Source organism: Pseudomonas sp. FP215 (assembly GCF_030687795.1).
GTDB classification, from domain to species: Bacteria; Pseudomonadota; Gammaproteobacteria; order Pseudomonadales; family Pseudomonadaceae; genus Aquipseudomonas; species Aquipseudomonas salmasensis.
On sequence record NZ_CP117447.1, the window covers coordinates 792,860 to 812,955 of the forward strand.

Sequence of the window (20,096 nt, forward strand, 5' to 3'; positions counted from 1 at the left end):
AACCGTCAAAGCGGTTCCAGGCTGTCGCGTTCCGGGTTGTGGTTTGCGGCGGCGGTACTTGCCTTGGCCTCCGGCAGTAACAGGCACAACACAATGGCGGTGATGCCGCCGCTGGTGATGGCGGAGTCGAACAGGTTCTGCACCAGAGTCGGCATCAGGTGCAGCAGGTTGGGTTGCGCGGCGATACCCAGGCCAACGCCGAACGAGGTGGCGATGATCAGCATGCTGCGTCGGTCCAGCGGTGCCTGGGCAAGGATGCGCACGCCGGCCGCAGCCACGCTGCCGAACATCACTAGGGTGGCACCGCCCAATACCGGCTTGGGGATTTGCTGCAGCACAGCGCCGATCAGCGGAAACAGGCCCAGACAGAACAGCAACACGCCGATGTATAAACCGACGTAACGGCTGGCCACGCCGGTGAGTTGGATCACGCCATTGTTCTGGGCAAACGTGGTGTTGGGGAAGGCGCTGAAGGTGGCGGCGATCATGCAGCTCACCCCATCGCCGAGCACGCCGCCCTTGAGCCGGCTTATATAAGAAGGGCCGCTGATGGGCTGGCGGGCAATCATGCAATTGGCGGTGAGGTCGCCGACGGTTTCGATGCTGCTGATCAGATAAATCAGCGCAATCGGCAGGAAGGCGCTCCAGTCGAAGTTGAAACCAAAGCGGAAGGGCGTAGGCAGGCTGACCAGTGGCAGGTCAGGCAAAGCCTGGGGAACAAGTTTGCCGCTGAACCATGCCGCCAGGCTGCCCAGGGCCAGGCCGATGATGATGGCCGACAAACGTACCCAGGGCGTATTCGAGCGGTTGAGCAGGATGATCGTCAAAACCACGAACAGGCCCAGCGCCAGGTTGGCGGGGGCGCCGAAGTCCGGTGCATTGAAACCGCCGCCGAGGTCGGTGATGCCCACTTTGATCAGGCTGATGCCGATCAGCGTAATCACAATGCCGGTCACCAGTGGTGTGATCACGCGGCGCAGTTGGCCGATAAAGCGGCTCAATACAATCTGCACCGCCGCACCGAAGAAGCACACGCCGAAGATCATCGCCAAAATATCTTCCGGGCTGCCGCCGCGTTGCTTCACGAGAAAGCCTGCCGCCAACACGGCGCCGAGAAACGCAAAGCTGGTGCCTTGCAGGCAGATCATGCCGGCGCCGATACCATACGGTCTGCGTGCCTGGATGAACGTGCCTGCGCCGGACACCATCAGCGCCATGCTGATCAGGTAGGGCAGATGGGCCGTAAGGCCGAGCGTGGAGCCGATGATCAGCGGCGGCGTAATGATGCCGACGAACGCCGCCAGCACATGTTGCAGTGCTGCCAATAGAGCGGGCAGTGGTTTGGGGCGGTCGTTGAGGCCGTAGATCAGGTCGCTGGAGCTGGCAGATTCTGGTGGCATGGCGGGTAAACTCGAGGCGGACGGTTCAAGGTCCTTGTGCCTTGCAAAAAGCTGTCCATGTGCTCAGCTTTTTGCGTGAGGCCCGAGTTAGCGCGTCGCGGCCAGGCTTTCCAGGAAGCTTTCCAGCACCAAATGAGGGCGCCGGCCTTTGCGCGTGACCGATGCCAGGCTCAAATCGTAAAAACGTGTAGCCGGTTTCAGCGCGCGCAGCCGGCCTTGTTGCACCCATAGACTGGCGTAGTGGTCGGGCAAGTAGCCGATATAGCGGCCGGTGAGAATCAGGAACGCCATGCCTTCACGGTCTGAGGCGCTGGCGGTGCAGTTGAGCGCCTGGTAATGGGCCTGGATCTCCGCGGGCAAGCGGAAGGTGGGGGCGATGGCGTCCTGGCTGTCGATGCGTTCGTCGTCGAGTTGCTTGTTATCGGCATAAAACAACGGGTGGCCTACAGCGCAATAGAGCAAGGAGCGTTCGCTGTACAGCGGCTGGTATTCCAGGCCCGACAGTGCGCTGGCCTGGGGCACCACACCGACGTGCAGGCGACCGTCGAGTACGCCTTGCTCCACTTCATTGGGGGCGATCATGCGGATCTGGATCTGCACGTCCGGGCCCCGCTCCTTCAATTGCGCCAGGGCGTGGGTGATCCGCATGTGCGGCAGGGTGACGAGGTTGTCGGTGAGGCCGATGATCAATTCGCCGCGCAAATGCTGGTGCAGGCCGTTGACCTCGGTGCGAAAGCTTTCCAAAGCGCTCAACAGTTGCAGGGCAGACTGATAAACCTCGCGGCCTTCTTCCGTCAGGGAAAAACCGGCGCGGCCGCGTTGGCAAAGTCTGAGGCCGAGTCGCTGCTCCAAGTCGCTCATCTGCTGGCTTATTGCCGAGCGGCCGATGCCGAGCACGGTCTCTGCCGCCGAGAAGCCGCCGCACTCCACCACGCTGCGAAAGATGCGCAGCAGGCGAATATCGAAGTCACTGACTTGCGCCAAAGGGTCGGGACGACGGCTGCTCATAGTTTAGTGAAGTCCTGACTGAAGGTTAGAAGAGTTGGATTTCACCGACTTTATCCCCGTGGCAATTTAGCTGCAACAACGCTTTTTCAATCCCGACGCTGCCTTTTGCCCTGCGAGGTTTTGCTGATGAACATGCCCGAAAACGCCCAATCGTCCCTGGCCAGCCAATTAAAGCTGGATGCGCACTGGATGCCTTACACCGCCAACCGTAACTTCCAGCGCGATCCACGCCTGATCGTGGCCGCCGAAGGTAGCTGGTTGACCGATGACAAGGGGCGCAAGGTCTATGATTCGTTGTCGGGCCTGTGGACCTGCGGCGCCGGGCATACGCGCAAGGAAATCCAGGAAGCGGTCGCCAAGCAATTGGGCACCTTGGACTACTCCCCAGGCTTTCAGTACGGTCATCCGTTGTCCTTCCAGTTGGCGGAAAAGATCACCGACCTGACCCCAGGCAACCTCAATCATGTGTTCTTTACCGACTCGGGCTCTGAATGCGCCGATACAGCGGTGAAAATGGTACGGGCCTACTGGCGCCTGAAAGGCCAGGCCACCAAGACCAAGATGATTGGTCGCGCCCGGGGTTACCACGGCGTAAACATCGCCGGTACCAGCCTGGGCGGTGTGAACGGTAACCGTAAGCTGTTTGGCCAGGCGATGATGGATGTTGACCACCTGCCTCACACCTTGCTGGCCAGCAACGCCTTCTCTCGGGGCATGCCGGAGCAGGGCGGTATTGCCTTGGCCGATGAGTTGCTCAAGCTGATCGAGCTGCATGACGCGTCGAACATTGCCGCCGTGTTTGTCGAGCCGATGGCCGGTTCCGCTGGCGTATTGGTGCCACCGCAGGGTTATCTCAAGCGCCTGCGCGAAATTTGCGACCAGCACAATATCCTGTTGGTGTTCGACGAAGTGATCACAGGCTTTGGCCGCACCGGCTCGATGTTCGGTGCTGACAGCTTCGGCGTGACCCCGGACCTGATGTGCATCGCCAAGCAAGTCACCAACGGCGCTATCCCGATGGGCGCGGTGATTGCCAGCAGCGAGATCTACCAGACCTTCATGAACCAGGCGACGCCGGAATACGCCGTGGAATTCCCCCACGGCTACACCTACTCGGCGCACCCGGTGGCTTGCGCGGCGGGCCTGGCGGCATTGGACCTGTTGCAGAAAGAAAACCTGGTGCAGAGCGTAGCCGAAGTCGCGCCGCACTTTGAGAATGCGCTGCACGGTTTGAAGGGCAGCAAGAATGTGATCGACATTCGCAACTACGGCCTGGCCGGTGCGATCCAGATTGCCCCACGTGATGGGGATGCCATCGTGCGCCCATTCGAAGCCGGCATGGCGCTGTGGAAGGCCGGTTTCTATGTGCGTTTTGGCGGCGACACCCTGCAGTTCGGGCCAACCTTCAACAGCAAGCCGCAGGACCTGGACCGTCTGTTTGACGCGGTCGGCGAAGTGCTGAACAAGATCGACTGATTTCTCCTTCTATATAGAACAATTTTTCAGGAGCCCTGCATGAGCCTTATCCAGCATTTGATCAACGGTGAGCTGGTCAACGACAGCGGTCGTAGTGCCGACGTCTATAACCCGTCTACCGGCCAGGTGATTCACCAGGTGCCGTTGGCCAGCCGTGAAACCATTCAACAGGCGATTGATTCGGCCAAGGCGGCGTTTCCAGCCTGGCGCAATACGCCGCCAGCCAAGCGTGCCCAGGTGATGTTCCGTTTCAAGCAACTGCTGGAGCAGAACGAAGCACGGATCTCGCAGTTGATCAGCGAAGAACATGGCAAGACCTTGGAAGACGCAGCGGGTGAGCTCAAGCGTGGGATCGAGAACGTGGAGTACGCGTGCTCGGCGCCGGAGATTCTCAAGGGTGAATACAGCCGCAACGTAGGGCCGAACATCGATGCGTGGTCGGACTTCCAGCCGTTGGGCGTGGTGGCGGGTATCACCCCGTTCAACTTCCCGGCGATGGTGCCGCTGTGGATGTACCCGCTAGCGATTGTCTGCGGTAACTGTTTCATCCTTAAACCGTCAGAGCGTGACCCGAGCTCGACGCTGTTGATCGCGCAGTTGTTGCAGGAAGCCGGGCTGCCTAAAGGCGTGCTCAGTGTGGTGCATGGCGACAAGGGCGCGGTGGATGCGCTGATCGAAGCGCCGGAAGTCAAAGCCTTGAGTTTTGTAGGCTCGACGCCGATTGCCGAGTACATCTACTCCGAAGCGACCAAACGCGGCAAGCGTGTGCAGGCACTGGGCGGGGCGAAGAACCACGCGGTGCTGATGCCGGATGCCGATCTGGATAACGCGGTGAGTGCCCTGATGGGCGCAGCTTATGGTTCCTGCGGTGAGCGTTGCATGGCGATCTCGGTGGCGGTGTGCGTGGGCGACCAGGTAGCGGATGCGTTGATCGCCAAGCTGGTGCCGCAGGTCAAGGCGTTGAAGATTGGTGCGGGCACTTCTTGCGGCCTGGACATGGGCCCGCTGGTGACGGGACAGGCGCGGGATAAAGTCAGTGGCTATATAGAAGACGGTGTGTCGGCGGGTGCAGAACTGGTCGTTGATGGCCGTGGCTTGAGTGTTGCCGGGCATGAGCAAGGTTTTTTCCTCGGCGGTAGCCTGTTTGACCGCGTCACGCCTGAGATGCGTATCTATAAAGAAGAGATCTTTGGGCCGGTACTGTGCGTAGTGCGGGTGGATAGCCTGGAAGCGGCGATGCAGTTGATCAACGATCATGAATACGGCAACGGTACGTGCATCTTCACCCGTGACGGTGAAGCGGCGCGCCTGTTCTGTGATGAGATTGAAGTCGGCATGGTGGGGGTTAACGTGCCGCTGCCAGTGCCGGTTGCGTATCACAGCTTTGGCGGCTGGAAACGTTCGCTGTTTGGCGACTTGCATGCCTATGGGCCGGACGGGGTGCGGTTCTATACCCGTCGCAAGGCAATCACCCAGCGTTGGCCGCAACGAGCCAGCCATGAAGCGTCGCAATTCGCCTTCCCTAGCCTGTAAGGCTGCGTAGGTATAAGGCCGGCCCCTTGGGGCCGGCCTTTGCGTTATTGGGGCGTTTTTGACTTATATGACAGAAATGTGAAAAAGAAGGTTGACGGCAGATTCTGGAAGCCTATAATTCGCCCCACTTCCGGCGCAGTCGAAACGGAAACTCCTTGGTAAACAAAGAGTTACGAGGTTCTCGACAGCAAGTTGCTTCAGTTCATCGAAGCCAAAAGGAAGTTGAAAAAGAGGTGTTGACAGCAGCGTGTAACGCTGTAGAATTCGCCTCCCGCTTACGAGAGATCGCAAGCGCAAGCGCAAGTGGTTGAAGTTGTTGAAGAATTCTTCGAAAACTTCTGAAAATAACCACTTGACAGTAAATGAGGCTGCTGTAGAATGTGCGCCTCGGTTGAGACGAAAGATCTTAACCAGCCGCTCTTTAACAACTGAATCAAGCAATTCGTGTGGGTGCTTGTGGGGTCAGACTGATAGTCAACAAGATTATCAGCATCACAAGTTACTCCGCGAGAAATCAAAGATGTAACCAACGATTGCTGAGCCAAGTTTAGGGTTTCTTAAAAACCCAAAGATGTTTGAACTGAAGAGTTTGATCATGGCTCAGATTGAACGCTGGCGGCAGGCCTAACACATGCAAGTCGAGCGGTAGAGAGAAGCTTGCTTCTCTTGAGAGCGGCGGACGGGTGAGTAATGCCTAGGAATCTGCCTGGTAGTGGGGGATAACGTTCGGAAACGGACGCTAATACCGCATACGTCCTACGGGAGAAAGCAGGGGACCTTCGGGCCTTGCGCTATCAGATGAGCCTAGGTCGGATTAGCTAGTTGGTGAGGTAATGGCTCACCAAGGCGACGATCCGTAACTGGTCTGAGAGGATGATCAGTCACACTGGAACTGAGACACGGTCCAGACTCCTACGGGAGGCAGCAGTGGGGAATATTGGACAATGGGCGAAAGCCTGATCCAGCCATGCCGCGTGTGTGAAGAAGGTCTTCGGATTGTAAAGCACTTTAAGTTGGGAGGAAGGGTTGTAGATTAATACTCTGCAATTTTGACGTTACCGACAGAATAAGCACCGGCTAACTCTGTGCCAGCAGCCGCGGTAATACAGAGGGTGCAAGCGTTAATCGGAATTACTGGGCGTAAAGCGCGCGTAGGTGGTTTGTTAAGTTGGATGTGAAATCCCCGGGCTCAACCTGGGAACTGCATTCAAAACTGACTGACTAGAGTATGGTAGAGGGTGGTGGAATTTCCTGTGTAGCGGTGAAATGCGTAGATATAGGAAGGAACACCAGTGGCGAAGGCGACCACCTGGACTAATACTGACACTGAGGTGCGAAAGCGTGGGGAGCAAACAGGATTAGATACCCTGGTAGTCCACGCCGTAAACGATGTCAACTAGCCGTTGGAAGCCTTGAGCTTTTAGTGGCGCAGCTAACGCATTAAGTTGACCGCCTGGGGAGTACGGCCGCAAGGTTAAAACTCAAATGAATTGACGGGGGCCCGCACAAGCGGTGGAGCATGTGGTTTAATTCGAAGCAACGCGAAGAACCTTACCAGGCCTTGACATCCAATGAACTTTCTAGAGATAGATTGGTGCCTTCGGGAGCATTGAGACAGGTGCTGCATGGCTGTCGTCAGCTCGTGTCGTGAGATGTTGGGTTAAGTCCCGTAACGAGCGCAACCCTTGTCCTTAGTTACCAGCACGTTATGGTGGGCACTCTAAGGAGACTGCCGGTGACAAACCGGAGGAAGGTGGGGATGACGTCAAGTCATCATGGCCCTTACGGCCTGGGCTACACACGTGCTACAATGGTCGGTACAGAGGGTTGCCAAGCCGCGAGGTGGAGCTAATCCCATAAAACCGATCGTAGTCCGGATCGCAGTCTGCAACTCGACTGCGTGAAGTCGGAATCGCTAGTAATCGCGAATCAGAATGTCGCGGTGAATACGTTCCCGGGCCTTGTACACACCGCCCGTCACACCATGGGAGTGGGTTGCACCAGAAGTAGCTAGTCTAACCTTCGGGAGGACGGTTACCACGGTGTGATTCATGACTGGGGTGAAGTCGTAACAAGGTAGCCGTAGGGGAACCTGCGGCTGGATCACCTCCTTAATCGACGACATCAGCTGCTCCATAAGTTCCCACACGAATTGCTTGATTCATTGAAGAAGACGAAAAGAAGCAGCCCGAAATTGGGTCTGTAGCTCAGTTGGTTAGAGCGCACCCCTGATAAGGGTGAGGTCGGCAGTTCGAATCTGCCCAGACCCACCAATTTTGTGTGGGAAACGCCTGTAGAAATACGGGGCCATAGCTCAGCTGGGAGAGCGCCTGCCTTGCACGCAGGAGGTCAACGGTTCGATCCCGTTTGGCTCCACCACTACTGCTTCTGTTTGTATAAAGCTTAGAAATGAGCATTCCATCGTTGTGATGGTGAATGTTGATTTCTAGTCTTTGACTAGTTCGTTCTTTAAAAATTTGGGTATGTGATAGAAAGATAGACTGAACGTTACTTTCACTGGTAACGGATCAGGCTAAGGTAAAATTTGTGAGTTCTCTTAATTGAGAAATTCGAATTTTCGGCGAATGTCGTCTTCACAGTATAACCAGATTGCTTGGGGTTATATGGTCAAGTGAAGAAGCGCATACGGTGGATGCCTTGGCAGTCAGAGGCGATGAAAGACGTGGTAGCCTGCGAAAAGCTTCGGGGAGTCGGCAAACAGACTTTGATCCGGAGATGTCTGAATGGGGGAACCCAGCCATCATAAGATGGTTATCTTGTACTGAATACATAGGTGCAAGAAGCGAACCAGGGGAACTGAAACATCTAAGTACCCTGAGGAAAAGAAATCAACCGAGATTCCCTTAGTAGTGGCGAGCGAACGGGGACTAGCCCTTAAGTGGCTTTGAGATTAGCGGAACGCTCTGGAAAGTGCGGCCATAGTGGGTGATAGCCCTGTACGCGAAAATCTCTTAGTCATGAAATCGAGTAGGACGGAGCACGAGAAACTTTGTCTGAATATGGGGGGACCATCCTCCAAGGCTAAATACTACTGACTGACCGATAGTGAACTAGTACCGTGAGGGAAAGGCGAAAAGAACCCCGGAGAGGGGAGTGAAATAGATCCTGAAACCGTATGCGTACAAGCAGTGGGAGCCCACTTTGTTGGGTGACTGCGTACCTTTTGTATAATGGGTCAGCGACTTATTTTCAGTGGCGAGCTTAACCGAATAGGGGAGGCGTAGCGAAAGCGAGTCTTAATAGGGCGTCTAGTCGCTGGGAATAGACCCGAAACCGGGCGATCTATCCATGGGCAGGTTGAAGGTTGGGTAACACTAACTGGAGGACCGAACCGACTACCGTTGAAAAGTTAGCGGATGACCTGTGGATCGGAGTGAAAGGCTAATCAAGCTCGGAGATAGCTGGTTCTCCTCGAAAGCTATTTAGGTAGCGCCTCATGTATCACTGTAGGGGGTAGAGCACTGTTTCGGCTAGGGGGTCATCCCGACTTACCAAACCGATGCAAACTCCGAATACCTACAAGTGCCGAGCATGGGAGACACACGGCGGGTGCTAACGTCCGTCGTGAAAAGGGAAACAACCCAGACCGTCAGCTAAGGTCCCAAAGTTATGGTTAAGTGGGAAACGATGTGGGAAGGCTTAGACAGCTAGGAGGTTGGCTTAGAAGCAGCCACCCTTTAAAGAAAGCGTAATAGCTCACTAGTCGAGTCGGCCTGCGCGGAAGATGTAACGGGGCTCAAACCATACACCGAAGCTACGGGTATCACGTAAGTGATGCGGTAGAGGAGCGTTCTGTAAGCCTGTGAAGGTGAGTTGAGAAGCTTGCTGGAGGTATCAGAAGTGCGAATGCTGACATGAGTAACGATAATGGGTGTGAAAAACACCCACGCCGAAAGACCAAGGTTTCCTGCGCAACGTTAATCGACGCAGGGTTAGTCGGTCCCTAAGGCGAGGCTGAAAAGCGTAGTCGATGGAAAACAGGTTAATATTCCTGTACTTCTGGTTATTGCGATGGAGGGACGGAGAAGGCTAGGCCAGCTTGGCGTTGGTTGTCCAAGTTTAAGGTGGTAGGCTGGAATCTTAGGTAAATCCGGGATTCTAAGGCCGAGAGCTGATGACGAGTTACTTTTAGTAACGAAGTGGTTGATGCCATGCTTCCAAGAAAAGCTTCTAAGCTTCAGGTAACCAGGAACCGTACCCCAAACCGACACAGGTGGTTGGGTAGAGAATACCAAGGCGCTTGAGAGAACTCGGGTGAAGGAACTAGGCAAAATGGCACCGTAACTTCGGGAGAAGGTGCGCCGGTGAGGGTGAAGGACTTGCTCCGTAAGCTCATGCCGGTCGAAGATACCAGGCCGCTGCGACTGTTTATTAAAAACACAGCACTCTGCAAACACGAAAGTGGACGTATAGGGTGTGACGCCTGCCCGGTGCCGGAAGGTTAATTGATGGGGTTAGCTAACGCGAAGCTCTTGATCGAAGCCCCGGTAAACGGCGGCCGTAACTATAACGGTCCTAAGGTAGCGAAATTCCTTGTCGGGTAAGTTCCGACCTGCACGAATGGCGTAACGATGGCGGCGCTGTCTCCACCCGAGACTCAGTGAAATTGAAATCGCTGTGAAGATGCAGTGTATCCGCGGCTAGACGGAAAGACCCCGTGAACCTTTACTATAGCTTTGCACTGGACTTTGAATTTGCTTGTGTAGGATAGGTGGGAGGCTTTGAAGCGTGGACGCCAGTCTGCGTGGAGCCATCCTTGAAATACCACCCTGGCAACTTTGAGGTTCTAACTCAGGTCCGTTATCCGGATCGAGGACAGTGTATGGTGGGTAGTTTGACTGGGGCGGTCTCCTCCTAAAGAGTAACGGAGGAGTACGAAGGTGCGCTCAGACCGGTCGGAAATCGGTCGTAGAGTATAAAGGCAAAAGCGCGCTTGACTGCGAGACAGACACGTCGAGCAGGTACGAAAGTAGGTCTTAGTGATCCGGTGGTTCTGTATGGAAGGGCCATCGCTCAACGGATAAAAGGTACTCCGGGGATAACAGGCTGATACCGCCCAAGAGTTCATATCGACGGCGGTGTTTGGCACCTCGGTCGGCTCATCACATCCTGGGGCTGAAGCCGGTCCCAAGGGTATGGCTGTTCGCCATTTAAAGTGGTACGCGAGCTGGGTTTAGAACGTCGTGAGACAGTTCGGTCCCTATCTGCCGTGGACGTTTGAGATTTGAGAGGGGCTGCTCCTAGTACGAGAGGACCGGAGTGGACGAACCTCTGGTGTTCCGGTTGTCACGCCAGTGGCATTGCCGGGTAGCTATGTTCGGAATAGATAACCGCTGAAAGCATCTAAGCGGGAAACTAGCCTCAAGATGAGATCTCACTGGAACCTTGAGTTCCCTGAAGGGCCGTCGAAGACTACGACGTTGATAGGTTGGGTGTGTAAGCGCTGTGAGGCGTTGAGCTAACCAATACTAATTGCCCGTGAGGCTTGACCATATAACACCCAAGCAATTTGACTACTCTAACGAGCATCAGATTGCGGTGTGTGAAGACGAAAATGAACCGAAAGTTCGACGCTCACAAAACACCGATATCTATCACCTACCCAATTTGCTGAAGCGAGGCCAACTGGCCGCGACTCAGTACCCGAATTTCTTGACGACCATAGAGCATTGGAACCACCTGATCCCATCCCGAACTCAGCAGTGAAACGATGCATCGCCGATGGTAGTGTGGGGTTTCCCCATGTGAGAGTAGGTCATCGTCAAGATTAAATTCCGAAACCCCAATTGCGAAAGCAGTTGGGGTTTTGTTTTGGACGTTCGAAAAGTGTCCACCTTGTCCCCGTACACTTGTTCCCCCCAACCCCAACCTGACTGCCCCGACAAATTTGCACAGTTATTTCTGAGCGACACCACTAGAATAGCCACCTAACCATTTTTAGAGTCAGAGCCCTATCTATGCCCGATCCGGTTGACGCCCGCGAGGTGTCGGATTTACCGCTGGACGATCTGGTGGCATGCCATGAGTGCGACTTGCTGATGCGCAAACCAACGCTCGCCCTCGGCGAAAAAGCCCAATGCCCGCGTTGTGGCTACGAGCTATACGCTCACCGGCACAATGTGGTCGAGCGCAGCCTCGCCTTGGTACTGGCAGCCCTGCTGCTTTACATCCCCGCGAACTTTTTGCCCATCATGCAGCTCAATCTACTCGGGCAGTCCTCGGAGGACACCGTGTGGAGCGGCGTCGTCGGCCTGTTCGATACCGGCATGCAAGGCGTTGCCGCCGTGGTGTTCCTGTGCAGTATGGGCATCCCCTTGCTCAAGTTGCTCTGCCAATTGGCCGTGCTGCTCAGTATTCGCTGGAGCATCGGTCGCAACTACGGGCTGCTGCTATACCGCATCTACCACCACATGAAGGACTGGGGGATGTTGGAGGTCTACTTGATGGGTGTGCTGGTGGCGATCGTAAAGCTCGCCGACATGGCCTCCATCACCATTGGCCTGGGTCTGGTCTGCTTCGTCAGTTTATTAATGGTCCAAGTTCTGCTTGAGGTGGTGATGTCGCCCCATCAGATCTGGCAAGCGCTGTCAGGAGAGGATGACCATGCGGGCGATTGATGCAGGCATTCTGATTTGTACCGAATGCCATGAGTTGAACAAGCAGGACGCGGATACCGATGAGCAGCTCTGCACCCGTTGCGGTGCATTGATCCATGCCCGTCGTCCCAATAGCCTCACGCGCACCTGGGCGCTGTTGATCACCGCGGCGATCCTGTATATCCCCGCTAACCTGTTACCCATCATGACGGTCAACTCCCTCGGCCAAGGTGACCCCAGCACCATCATGTCGGGTGTCATCCAGCTGGTGCAGCACGGGATGTTCCCGATCGCCGCCGTGGTGTTCATCGCCAGTATCCTGGTACCGACCTTCAAGTTGGTCGGCATTGGCCTGCTGCTGTTCTCGGTGCAGCGTCACCAACCGCTGTCCGCGCAACAACGCATCGTGATGTACCGCTTTATCGAGTTCATTGGGCGTTGGTCCATGCTGGATATCTTCGTGATCGCCATTCTGGTGGCGGTCGTTAACTTTGGGCGACTCGCCAGCGTCGAGGCCAACCTCGGCGCTGCGGCGTTCGCCAGTGTGGTGATCTTGACGATGCTTGCCGCAGTAACTTTCGATCCCCGACTGATTTGGGATAACACGGAGTCGGACGACGACCATGAGTGATTTGCCTAAAGCTAAAACCCGCCCAGCTTCTAACTGGTCGGCCATTTGGGTGTTGCCCCTGATTGCCCTGATCATTGGTGGCTGGCTGGGGTGGCGTGCCTATTCCCAGCAAGGTATCGAGATCCAAGTTCGCTTTGAAAGCGGCGAAGGCATTCAGGTCAACAAGACCGAAGTGGTCTACAAAGGCATGACCGTGGGCAAGGTCAAAACCCTGGCCCTGGATGACGAGGGCAGCAATCGCGGGGTGATCGCCACCATCGAGATGAACAAGGACGTTGAGCAGTACCTCAAGACCAACACCCGCTTCTGGTTGGTCAAGCCCAGCGTCAGCCTTGCCGGTATCACCGGCCTGGAAACCCTGGTCTCAGGTAATTACATTGCCGCCAGCCCGGGTGATGGCGAGCCCACGCGCAAGTTCAAGGCGCTCTCCGAAGAGCCGCCGTTATCCGACGCCAAGCCCGGCTTGCACCTGACCCTCAAGGCCGATCGCCTGGGCTCGTTGAACCGTGGCAGTCCGGTGTTCTACAAGCAGATTCAGGTCGGCCAGGTCAAAAGCTACCTGCTGTCTGAAGACCAGAGCACCGTCGAGATCAAGGTCTATATCGAACCGACCTACGCCAACCTGGTGCGCAAACACACACGTTTCTGGAACGCCAGCGGCATTAGTATCGACGCCAACCTTTCCGGTTTGAAAGTGCGCAGCGAATCCCTCTCCAGCATTGTCGCCGGTGGTATCGCCTTCGCCACGCCGGAAAACCGCAAAGACAGCCCACCCACCGACCCGAGCCTGCCTTTCCGCCTATACGAAGATTTCGATGCCGCCGCAGCGGGGATCAAGGTCAAGGTCAAACTCACCGACTTTGAAGGCCTGCAGGCCGGGCGTACCCCGGTCATGTACAAAGGCATCCAGGTCGGCAGCCTGAAAACCCTGAAGATCGACCCGGACCTGTCCAGCGCCAGCGCCGAGCTGACCCTCGACCCATTGGCCGAGGACTACCTGGTCGAGGATACGCAGTTCTGGGTGGTCAAACCGTCCATCTCCCTGGCAGGCATCACTGGCCTGGAGGCCTTGGTCAAGGGCAACTACATCGCGATTCGCCCAGGCGATAAAGGCACCCCGCCACAACGCGAATATGTAGCCCGTGCCAAGGCGCCGCCGTTGGACCTGCGTTCCCCGGGCCTGCACATGGTGTTGCTCACCGACAGCCTGGGCTCGCTGGATGTCGGCAGCCCGATTCTGTACAAGCAGGTCAAAGTCGGTTCGGTGCAGAGCTACCAGTTTTCGCGCAAGAAAAAACAACTGGTGATCGGCGTTCATATCGAGAAGGAATACGAAAGCCTGGTCAACGGCTCGACGCGCTTCTGGAATGCCAGCGGCGTCACCCTTACGGGCGGCCTCACGGGCGGTATCCAGGTCAAAAGCGAATCCCTGGCCAGCCTGATGGCGGGCGGTATCGCCTTCGAAACGCCGGAACCGAACGTGCCATTGAAACATCGTATCCCGCGTTTCCGCCTGTATGCCGACCGTGATGCCGCCAACCAGCACGGCACTCTGGTGACCATCAAAGTCGAGCGCGCCGACGGCCTGAGCGCCGGCACACCGGTGCGTTTCAAGGGGCTGGATGTGGGCAAGATCGAGAGTGTCGACCTCAGTGCCGACATGCAGTCGGTGCTGCTCAAGGCGCGTATCACTCAGGTCGCGGACCGCATTGCGCGCACCGGCAGTCAGTTCTGGGTGGTCAAGCCGGAACTGGGGCTGATGAAGACAGCTAACCTGGAGACCCTGGTCACCGGCCAATACATCGAAGTGCAGCCGGCCGCAAAAAACGCCGGCCCGCAAAAGAGTTTTGTCGCCCTGCCCCAGCCGCCCGAAGCGGTGCATCAGGAAGCTGGCCTGAGCCTCACACTCAGCGCCGCCCGCCGTGGTTCGTTGAAGGAAGGCGTGCCGGTCACCTACCGTGAAGTGACGGTCGGCAAAGTCACCGGCTATGAGCTGGGCCAGACCGCTGACCGCGTGCTGGTGCACATCCTGATCGAGCCCAAGTACGCGCCGCTGGTACGCAGTGGCAGCCGCTTCTGGAACACCAGCGGCTTTGGCCTCGACTTCGGCTTGTTCAAGGGCGCGACCGTGCGTACCGAATCCCTGGAGACGTTGGTGGCCGGCGGGATCGCCTTTGCCACGCCGGATGGCGAGCGTATGGGTAACCCGGCACGGCCGCAGCAGACGTTCCCGTTGTTCGACAAGTTTGAGGATGAATGGCTGACCTGGGCGCCCAAGATTCCACTGGGTAAATAAACCGAGGCGCGGCCTTCGCGAGCAAGCCCGCTCCCATATTCGATCGCATCCCTACGGGGAAACTCGGTCAACTGTGGGAGCGGGCTTGCCCGCGAAGAGGCCCGCCAAAACACCACAAAACCCAAGCCGAAAAAAAGGCCGCGATCCAAAAGATCGCGGCCTTTTTGCCTTTCAGTACAACCCGTCAGACTTCATCCAGCTCCGGCTCGTCCGCCTGCACATTCATCGTCGCCTTCACCACATCATGGCGACGGATGTACTTCCAGTCCGCCTCATCAATGTAGATCCCGTTCGGCCCGCTGCCGCCTTCCAGGTCGATCGCCACCTGGGCGGACACCTGCGGCTTCACACTGGCCAGGATCGGCACAAAGCCCAGTTGCAGGCTGGTTTCCAACAGCGCTGCCTGGTTCTTCTCATCGATGTCTGCCGCTTCATCCAGGTAGTACGGCAAGCGCACGCGACCGGCCTGGTCGCGGTCCATCAGGTGCAGCAACAAGTACATGTTGGTCAGCGCCTTGATGGTCATGGTGGTGCCGTTGGACGCAGCGCCGTCGATGTCGGTATGGATCACCGGCTGGCCGTGAACCTTGGTGATTTCGAACGCCAACTCGAACAAGTCCTTGAGGCCCAACTGGTTATGGTTGGCGGCCACCAGGCGAGCCAGGTATTCCTTGGCTTCTTCGTTCTTGTTGTCCTGTTCGGCACTCTGGCTGAGGTCGAACACCGAGAGGGTCTCGCCTTCTTCATACTGACCGGCACTGTGAATGATCTGGTCGATATGTTTGAGCGCTTCCTTGTTCGGTGCCAGCACAATGCGAAAGCTTTGCAGGTTGGAGACCTGGCGCTTGTTGATCTCGCGGTTGAACAGCGCCAGCTGGTGTTCCAGGCTGTCGTAGTCGCTGCGGATATTGCGCAGGGTACGGGCGATGTCGGTGACCGCTGCACGGCGCGCCTTGCCGAGGGTCAGTGCCTCGTCGGTACGGTGCGCGTAGGCGTTGATCAGCAGTTGCAGGCGACGCTCGACATCATCCTCACTGTCGAACTTGGCCACGCCCTTGAGACGTACCTGGGCGTACAGCGCTTCGATCTGGCCATCGGCGCGCAGCAAGCCCTGCCAGCTGTCCTGATAGTCGTTGAGCAGCGGCAACAGGTTGTCCATGGAATCGTCGACCGGGTCCATGAACGGCGTACCGAACGGCAGGTCCGCCGGCAACAGCTGACGACGGCGCAACGCGTCATCCAGCGTGCGCTGTTTGGCTTCCATGTCGCCGATCTGGCGACCGACCAATTGCAGCTTGGCCGACAGTTGCTGGACGCGCTCGGTAAAGGCATCGCTGGAACGCTTCAACTCGTCCTGGGCCGCTTCCATCTGCGCCAGGTTTTCCAGTTTCTCGCCTTCTTCGGCGCTCAGGGTCTGGGTGCGGCGGAAGTCTTCCAGGGCCTTCTGGGCATCCAGTACCTGCTGGTACAGCGCTTCGGTCTGGGTCTTGCTTGCGGCGCGGTCGGACGCCACGGCCTGCTGGGTTTTCAGTTGCTTGAGTTCTTTTTCCAGGCGCTCTTTCTGGTCACGCAGCGCGGCACGGTCTGCCAGGGCTTGCAGGGCCGGCGGCTCGATGTGCGAGATGTCGATGGACAGCCCCGGCACTTCAAAGCGCTCGCCCTTGAAGCCATCGAGGATCTGCTCCAGGGATTTGACCCACTGGCCGTCCTCGTCCAGCGTGATGCCATGCTCGCCCAGCGGCAGGCTGAACAACGAGCTGTTGAACAGGCGCATCAGGCGCTCGACGTCCTGCTGCGAGAACTCTTCGCGCAGCTTGGCGTAGCTGTTGTTGTCCGCGTGATCGAGCTGCTGCTTGACCGACTTCAAGCGCTTTTCCAGGTCGCGCAGGCGCTCTTCCAAGTCTTCGGCGCTGAACTGTCGTGACTGCGCCAAGGCGCCCGCAAGTTCATCGTGAGCGTCCTTGGCGGCGAGCAGTTGTTGCTCCAGCATCTTGACGTCATCCACCAGGGCAAAGCGGTGCTTGAGCACCGACAACTCGCCCAACCAACGCTGGATCCCGCTGATTTCCCGCTCCAGGCGCATCAGCTCCTGGGTGCCGCCGCGCTGGTCGTTCTGCAGCGCGTCCTGCTCGTTGCGGTAGTGTTCGGCCTGGATGGTCAGCTCTTCCTTGCGCGCACTGGCGTAGTCCGACCAGGTGCCCAGCAACGAATCCAGCAGCGGCGACAGGCGATGCAGTTTGCCGCGCAGGGCGTCGCGCTGTTTCACGCCATTGGCCAGGGCTTCAACCAAGGGGCCGGCAGCCACCAGCGAGTTGTAGTCCTGCTCCATGCGTCGCACATCGCGGAAGGCTTCTTCACAGGCCGCGATGTAATCGACACTGCCCGAACGCAGGCTGTGTTCGAAGGCATCAAGGAACAGTTGCTTGAGCTTGGCCGCGGTGATTTCGCGCATGTGCAGCAGGTTGATAAACAGCGCGCGGAACGTCTTCAGGCTCTGCTCGCTGGTGGAGCGCAGCGGAATCAGGGTCAGGTCCAGCGGGATAGACGTATGCCCGCCCACCAGCAAGCGCCGCAGCTCATCGGGCTTGAGTTCATAGGCTTTCAGGCCCTCGCGCTCAAGGTTGGTGAACAGCTCTTTCTGGCGCAGGCAGGTGTCGTTTTTCTGGTAGTGGGCCAGGTCCAGCTTGCCCGCATAGGCAAAGAACTGGTGACCAAAGCCACCGCCCGGGCCGCGACCGACCACGCCGATGACGTGGGGGCCGTGGGGCAGGGAGACTTCTACCAGGATGTAGCTGGTGTCGGTGGCAAAGTAGAAGCGCCGCGATTGTTCCAGGGTGTACTTGCCGAAGCTCATGTCCGACATGCGTGCCAGGATCGGGAACTGCAAGGCGTTGATCGAGGCGGATTTACCAAGGTTGTTGGCGCCGTACACCGACAGCGGTTCTTCCAGTGGGAACAAACCCAGGCTGTAACCGGCGGTGTTCAATAGGGCGAAGCGGCGGATGCCGTAGCGTTCCTTACTCATGCGTCGGTCTCCTGTTCTTCGGCAATGGCACGGGCCAGGGCATCTTCTTCGCTTTCTTCAGTGAAGGCGCTCAGATCTAGCGGGTCGTCGGTCTTCAGCAGTTTTTCATCGCTGTCTTCGTCGATGATCACCGGCGCCGGCAGCGGTAATACGCTGTGCACGCTGGCGGCCAGGTCGCGGTCTTGCTGCACCGACAGGCACACATCCAGGAAGCGGTGCATCGGCGGCAGGAAGCGGTAGATACCGTTGTCTTCGCTGGCAAAACCCAGTTGGGTCATGCGGCGCATGATTTTTTCTTCGAGCTCTTCCTGGGTCTGTACCTCGGCCTGGATAAACAGGTCGCGGTATTTCTCCAGCAACGAAGGCAGCTCATCGCGGCCCAGGCTGCCACCGTCGAGCACGGCAATCGGGTCGCGACCCTGGTCGGCCAGGTGTTCGACGATGATGAAGGTAAACAGGGCCAGGCGCTGGGCGGTCTTGTTCACCTGCGCGGCAGCCACGGCAGTGTCCGGCACGAAGTAGTAGAAGCCGCGGGTATCGCACACGAGCTCAAAGCCCAGGGCCTTGAACAGCGTGCGGTACTGGTCCTGGAAGTTCGACAATTGCGCGTACAACTCCGGGTCGCGACGACTGACGTGGTAACCCTTGAACAGCTCGCGAAAGATCGGCGCCAGCTGGGACAGTTCGGATAGATCAAGATGCATAAGGCGTGCTCGCAGAATTCTCGGTGGCATCGACGCCGGCCGGGAGCAGGGCGAAGGAGCGCAGGCTGACCTGGTGCTCGTGGGTGTGGTAATCGCGACGTTCCAGGCGCTCGCGCTTGAAGCGTTTCTCCCGGGACAGGCGCGAGAACCAGTACAGCAATTCATCGGTGGCGCCGTCCGGCTCCTGCTCCAGCAGCCAGGTCATCAGGTCAGGCATCGGCAGCGCGTCTTCGCAGCGCTCGAGCATTTCCTTGACCGTACGCGGTGCGCGCTGGGCTTCGCCTTTGTGCGACTTGTGCGCCTTGGGGAAACGCGCCGGCTTGGGCTCGAAATTGGCCAGGGCATACACATAGGCCTCGACCTGGCTCGCACTGCCCAAAAAGGTACTTTGCGGCCGCGTGAACATCGGCATCGCCGCTTGCGGCACCGCGTCCAGGCCTTTGCGGCGAATCGCCGACAGGGCCAGCGCCGCGCCGCGAGTCACGGCGTTATGCCGGCGTGCTTCTTCACGCAGCGGCAGCAGCAACTCCCGCGCATGGCGCAAGGTCAGCTGGGCGCTGGTTTGCATTTCGAGGATGCGCGCGTGGGTGCGCAGCAGCATGTCGTCATCCACCAGGTGGCCAAGACGCTGTTGCTCGGTGAGCATGCGCAGCAGTACGTTTTCCACCTTGCGCACGCCTTGCTCGAAGGCGCCGTCGGCGTTCACCAACTGGATCATCGGCTCGACGTATTCGTCCCAGGTCGCCAACACTTCGGCGTAACGCTGGCGCAGCGGGATCTGCCGGTCGCTGGTCTTGGCGCGGTCGGCCACGGCGGCGAGGGCTTGTTCGTCGTTGGCGAGCTTTTTGAGCACATCGCGCACGCGCATATCCAACAGGCGCAGTTGCCGGGCCAGGTCGTGGCCGTCGCGAATGTCGAAGGCGTCCTGGATGTAACCGGCCAGGCGCTCCAGGTGGCGCAGGTAGGCTTCGATTTCCAGGCACAGGCCAAGCCGGTGCTCCTTGCGAAGATAGGCGAGGAAGTCGTGGATCTGCGCGTTGAGCTCGAAACGGTTCGGGCTCTTGGCGACAGGCACCAGGATATCCAGGCGAATCCATACGTCCAGCAGGCTGGTGATGTCCTGGGGCGTGCTGTCCAGTTGTTGGGCGGCCAACTGCGCGCGCAGCTCGGCCAGGCTCAGGGTGCCTTGGTCGAAGTGTTCGCACAGAGGCTCAAGTAAGGCCCAGTGTTCGGCGAGGGCGCGCAGGACGCGCTTGGGTTCGATCATGGGAATGGCCGGCTGGTTGGCGATTAAAAGTCGCGATTGTACTGCATCACGCGCGGGATTTATCCACAGCCGGTCAGTGCGCAGTGGGCGATTGTGGCTGAACAGCGGTAGAATCCCCGCTCTTTACTTATCCACAAGT

Annotated in this window: 10 protein-coding genes, 2 tRNA genes and 3 rRNA genes; 10 read left to right on the plus strand and 5 right to left on the minus strand. The window is 57.8% G+C overall.

Annotated features, from left to right (window positions below):
• Nucleotides 1-5: 5 nt before the first annotated feature.
• Entirely contained in the window at nucleotides 6-1,400 is a 1,395-nt protein-coding gene (locus PSH76_RS03385; RefSeq protein WP_305493602.1) for a uracil-xanthine permease family protein, read from the minus strand.
• 87 nt (nucleotides 1,401-1,487) lie between these two features.
• Nucleotides 1,488-2,408, minus strand: a complete 921-nt coding sequence (locus PSH76_RS03390; RefSeq protein ID WP_003188270.1) for a LysR family transcriptional regulator — start codon at nucleotides 2,406-2,408, stop codon at nucleotides 1,488-1,490.
• Between the two features lie 126 nt (nucleotides 2,409-2,534).
• Between PSH76_RS03390 and PSH76_RS03395 the strand changes: the two genes are divergently transcribed.
• The 10 genes from PSH76_RS03395 to PSH76_RS03440 all read left to right on the plus strand — a co-directional run bounded on the left by PSH76_RS03395 (nucleotide 2,535) and on the right by PSH76_RS03440 (nucleotide 14,961).
• Entirely contained in the window at nucleotides 2,535-3,884 is a 1,350-nt protein-coding gene (locus tag PSH76_RS03395) for an aspartate aminotransferase family protein (RefSeq protein ID WP_305493603.1), read from the plus strand.
• 39 nt (nucleotides 3,885-3,923) lie between these two features.
• Complete coding sequence (locus tag PSH76_RS03400) at nucleotides 3,924-5,417, plus strand: CoA-acylating methylmalonate-semialdehyde dehydrogenase (RefSeq protein WP_014716778.1); 1,494 nt, start codon at nucleotides 3,924-3,926, stop codon at nucleotides 5,415-5,417.
• A 577-nt stretch (nucleotides 5,418-5,994) separates the two neighbouring features.
• Nucleotides 5,995-7,531, plus strand: a 16S ribosomal RNA gene (locus PSH76_RS03405).
• A gap of 82 nt (nucleotides 7,532-7,613) precedes the next feature.
• Nucleotides 7,614-7,690, plus strand: a tRNA-Ile gene (locus PSH76_RS03410).
• Between the two features lie 30 nt (nucleotides 7,691-7,720).
• Nucleotides 7,721-7,796 (plus strand) — tRNA-Ala (locus tag PSH76_RS03415).
• A 247-nt stretch (nucleotides 7,797-8,043) separates the two neighbouring features.
• A 23S ribosomal RNA gene (locus tag PSH76_RS03420) occupies nucleotides 8,044-10,931 on the plus strand.
• A gap of 158 nt (nucleotides 10,932-11,089) precedes the next feature.
• A 5S ribosomal RNA gene (gene rrf / locus PSH76_RS03425) occupies nucleotides 11,090-11,205 on the plus strand.
• The 16S, 23S and 5S rRNA genes sit together here with 2 tRNA genes alongside, the layout of an rRNA operon.
• Before the next feature lie 190 nt (nucleotides 11,206-11,395).
• The gene (locus tag PSH76_RS03430) at nucleotides 11,396-12,055 is read left to right on the plus strand and encodes a paraquat-inducible protein A (protein ID WP_305493604.1); all 660 of its coding nucleotides are present in this window, start codon (nucleotides 11,396-11,398) and stop codon (nucleotides 12,053-12,055) included.
• Nucleotides 12,042-12,665 (plus strand): paraquat-inducible protein A, encoded by a 624-nt coding sequence (locus tag PSH76_RS03435; RefSeq protein ID WP_032893717.1) that lies wholly within the window; start codon nucleotides 12,042-12,044, stop codon nucleotides 12,663-12,665. Before PSH76_RS03430 ends, PSH76_RS03435 begins: the two co-directional genes overlap by 14 nt.
• The gene (locus PSH76_RS03440; protein ID WP_305493605.1) at nucleotides 12,658-14,961 is read left to right on the plus strand and encodes a PqiB family protein; all 2,304 of its coding nucleotides are present in this window, start codon (nucleotides 12,658-12,660) and stop codon (nucleotides 14,959-14,961) included. Before PSH76_RS03435 ends, PSH76_RS03440 begins: the two co-directional genes overlap by 8 nt.
• Before the next feature lie 184 nt (nucleotides 14,962-15,145).
• On the opposite strand, the gene mksF is transcribed toward PSH76_RS03440, so the two are convergent.
• From mksF to mksB, 3 genes are read right to left on the minus strand one after another with little or no spacing between them, the layout of a single operon-like run.
• Nucleotides 15,146-17,986, minus strand: a complete 2,841-nt coding sequence (gene mksF, locus PSH76_RS03445; protein WP_032893715.1) for an Mks condensin complex protein MksF — start codon at nucleotides 17,984-17,986, stop codon at nucleotides 15,146-15,148.
• Entirely contained in the window at nucleotides 17,983-18,690 is a 708-nt protein-coding gene (mksE, locus tag PSH76_RS03450) for an Mks condensin complex protein MksE (protein ID WP_003188281.1), read from the minus strand. Before mksE ends, mksF begins: the two co-directional genes overlap by 4 nt.
• Complete coding sequence (mksB, locus tag PSH76_RS03455; RefSeq protein WP_032893713.1) at nucleotides 18,680-19,957, minus strand: Mks condensin complex protein MksB; 1,278 nt, start codon at nucleotides 19,955-19,957, stop codon at nucleotides 18,680-18,682. Before mksB ends, mksE begins: the two co-directional genes overlap by 11 nt.
• Between the last annotated feature and the right edge of the window lie 139 nt (nucleotides 19,958-20,096).

Excerpts from the sequence above, each read along its gene's own strand:
- PSH76_RS03385 (WP_305493602.1), bottom strand. The coding sequence starts at position 1,400 with ATGCCACCAGAATCTGCCAGCTCCAGCGACCTGATCTACGGCCTCAAC.
- PSH76_RS03390 (WP_003188270.1), bottom strand. The coding sequence starts at position 2,408 with ATGAGCAGCCGTCGTCCCGACCCTTTGGCGCAAGTCAGTGACTTCGAT.
- PSH76_RS03395 (WP_305493603.1), top strand. The coding sequence starts at position 2,535 with ATGAACATGCCCGAAAACGCCCAATCGTCCCTGGCCAGCCAATTAAAG.
- PSH76_RS03400 (WP_014716778.1), top strand. The coding sequence starts at position 3,924 with ATGAGCCTTATCCAGCATTTGATCAACGGTGAGCTGGTCAACGACAGC.
- PSH76_RS03430 (WP_305493604.1), top strand. The coding sequence starts at position 11,396 with ATGCCCGATCCGGTTGACGCCCGCGAGGTGTCGGATTTACCGCTGGAC.
- PSH76_RS03435 (WP_032893717.1), top strand. The coding sequence starts at position 12,042 with ATGCGGGCGATTGATGCAGGCATTCTGATTTGTACCGAATGCCATGAG.
- PSH76_RS03440 (WP_305493605.1), top strand. The coding sequence starts at position 12,658 with ATGAGTGATTTGCCTAAAGCTAAAACCCGCCCAGCTTCTAACTGGTCG.
- mksF (WP_032893715.1), bottom strand. The coding sequence starts at position 17,986 with ATGAGTAAGGAACGCTACGGCATCCGCCGCTTCGCCCTATTGAACACC.
- mksE (WP_003188281.1), bottom strand. The coding sequence starts at position 18,690 with ATGCATCTTGATCTATCCGAACTGTCCCAGCTGGCGCCGATCTTTCGC.
- mksB (WP_032893713.1), bottom strand. The coding sequence starts at position 19,957 with ATGATCGAACCCAAGCGCGTCCTGCGCGCCCTCGCCGAACACTGGGCC.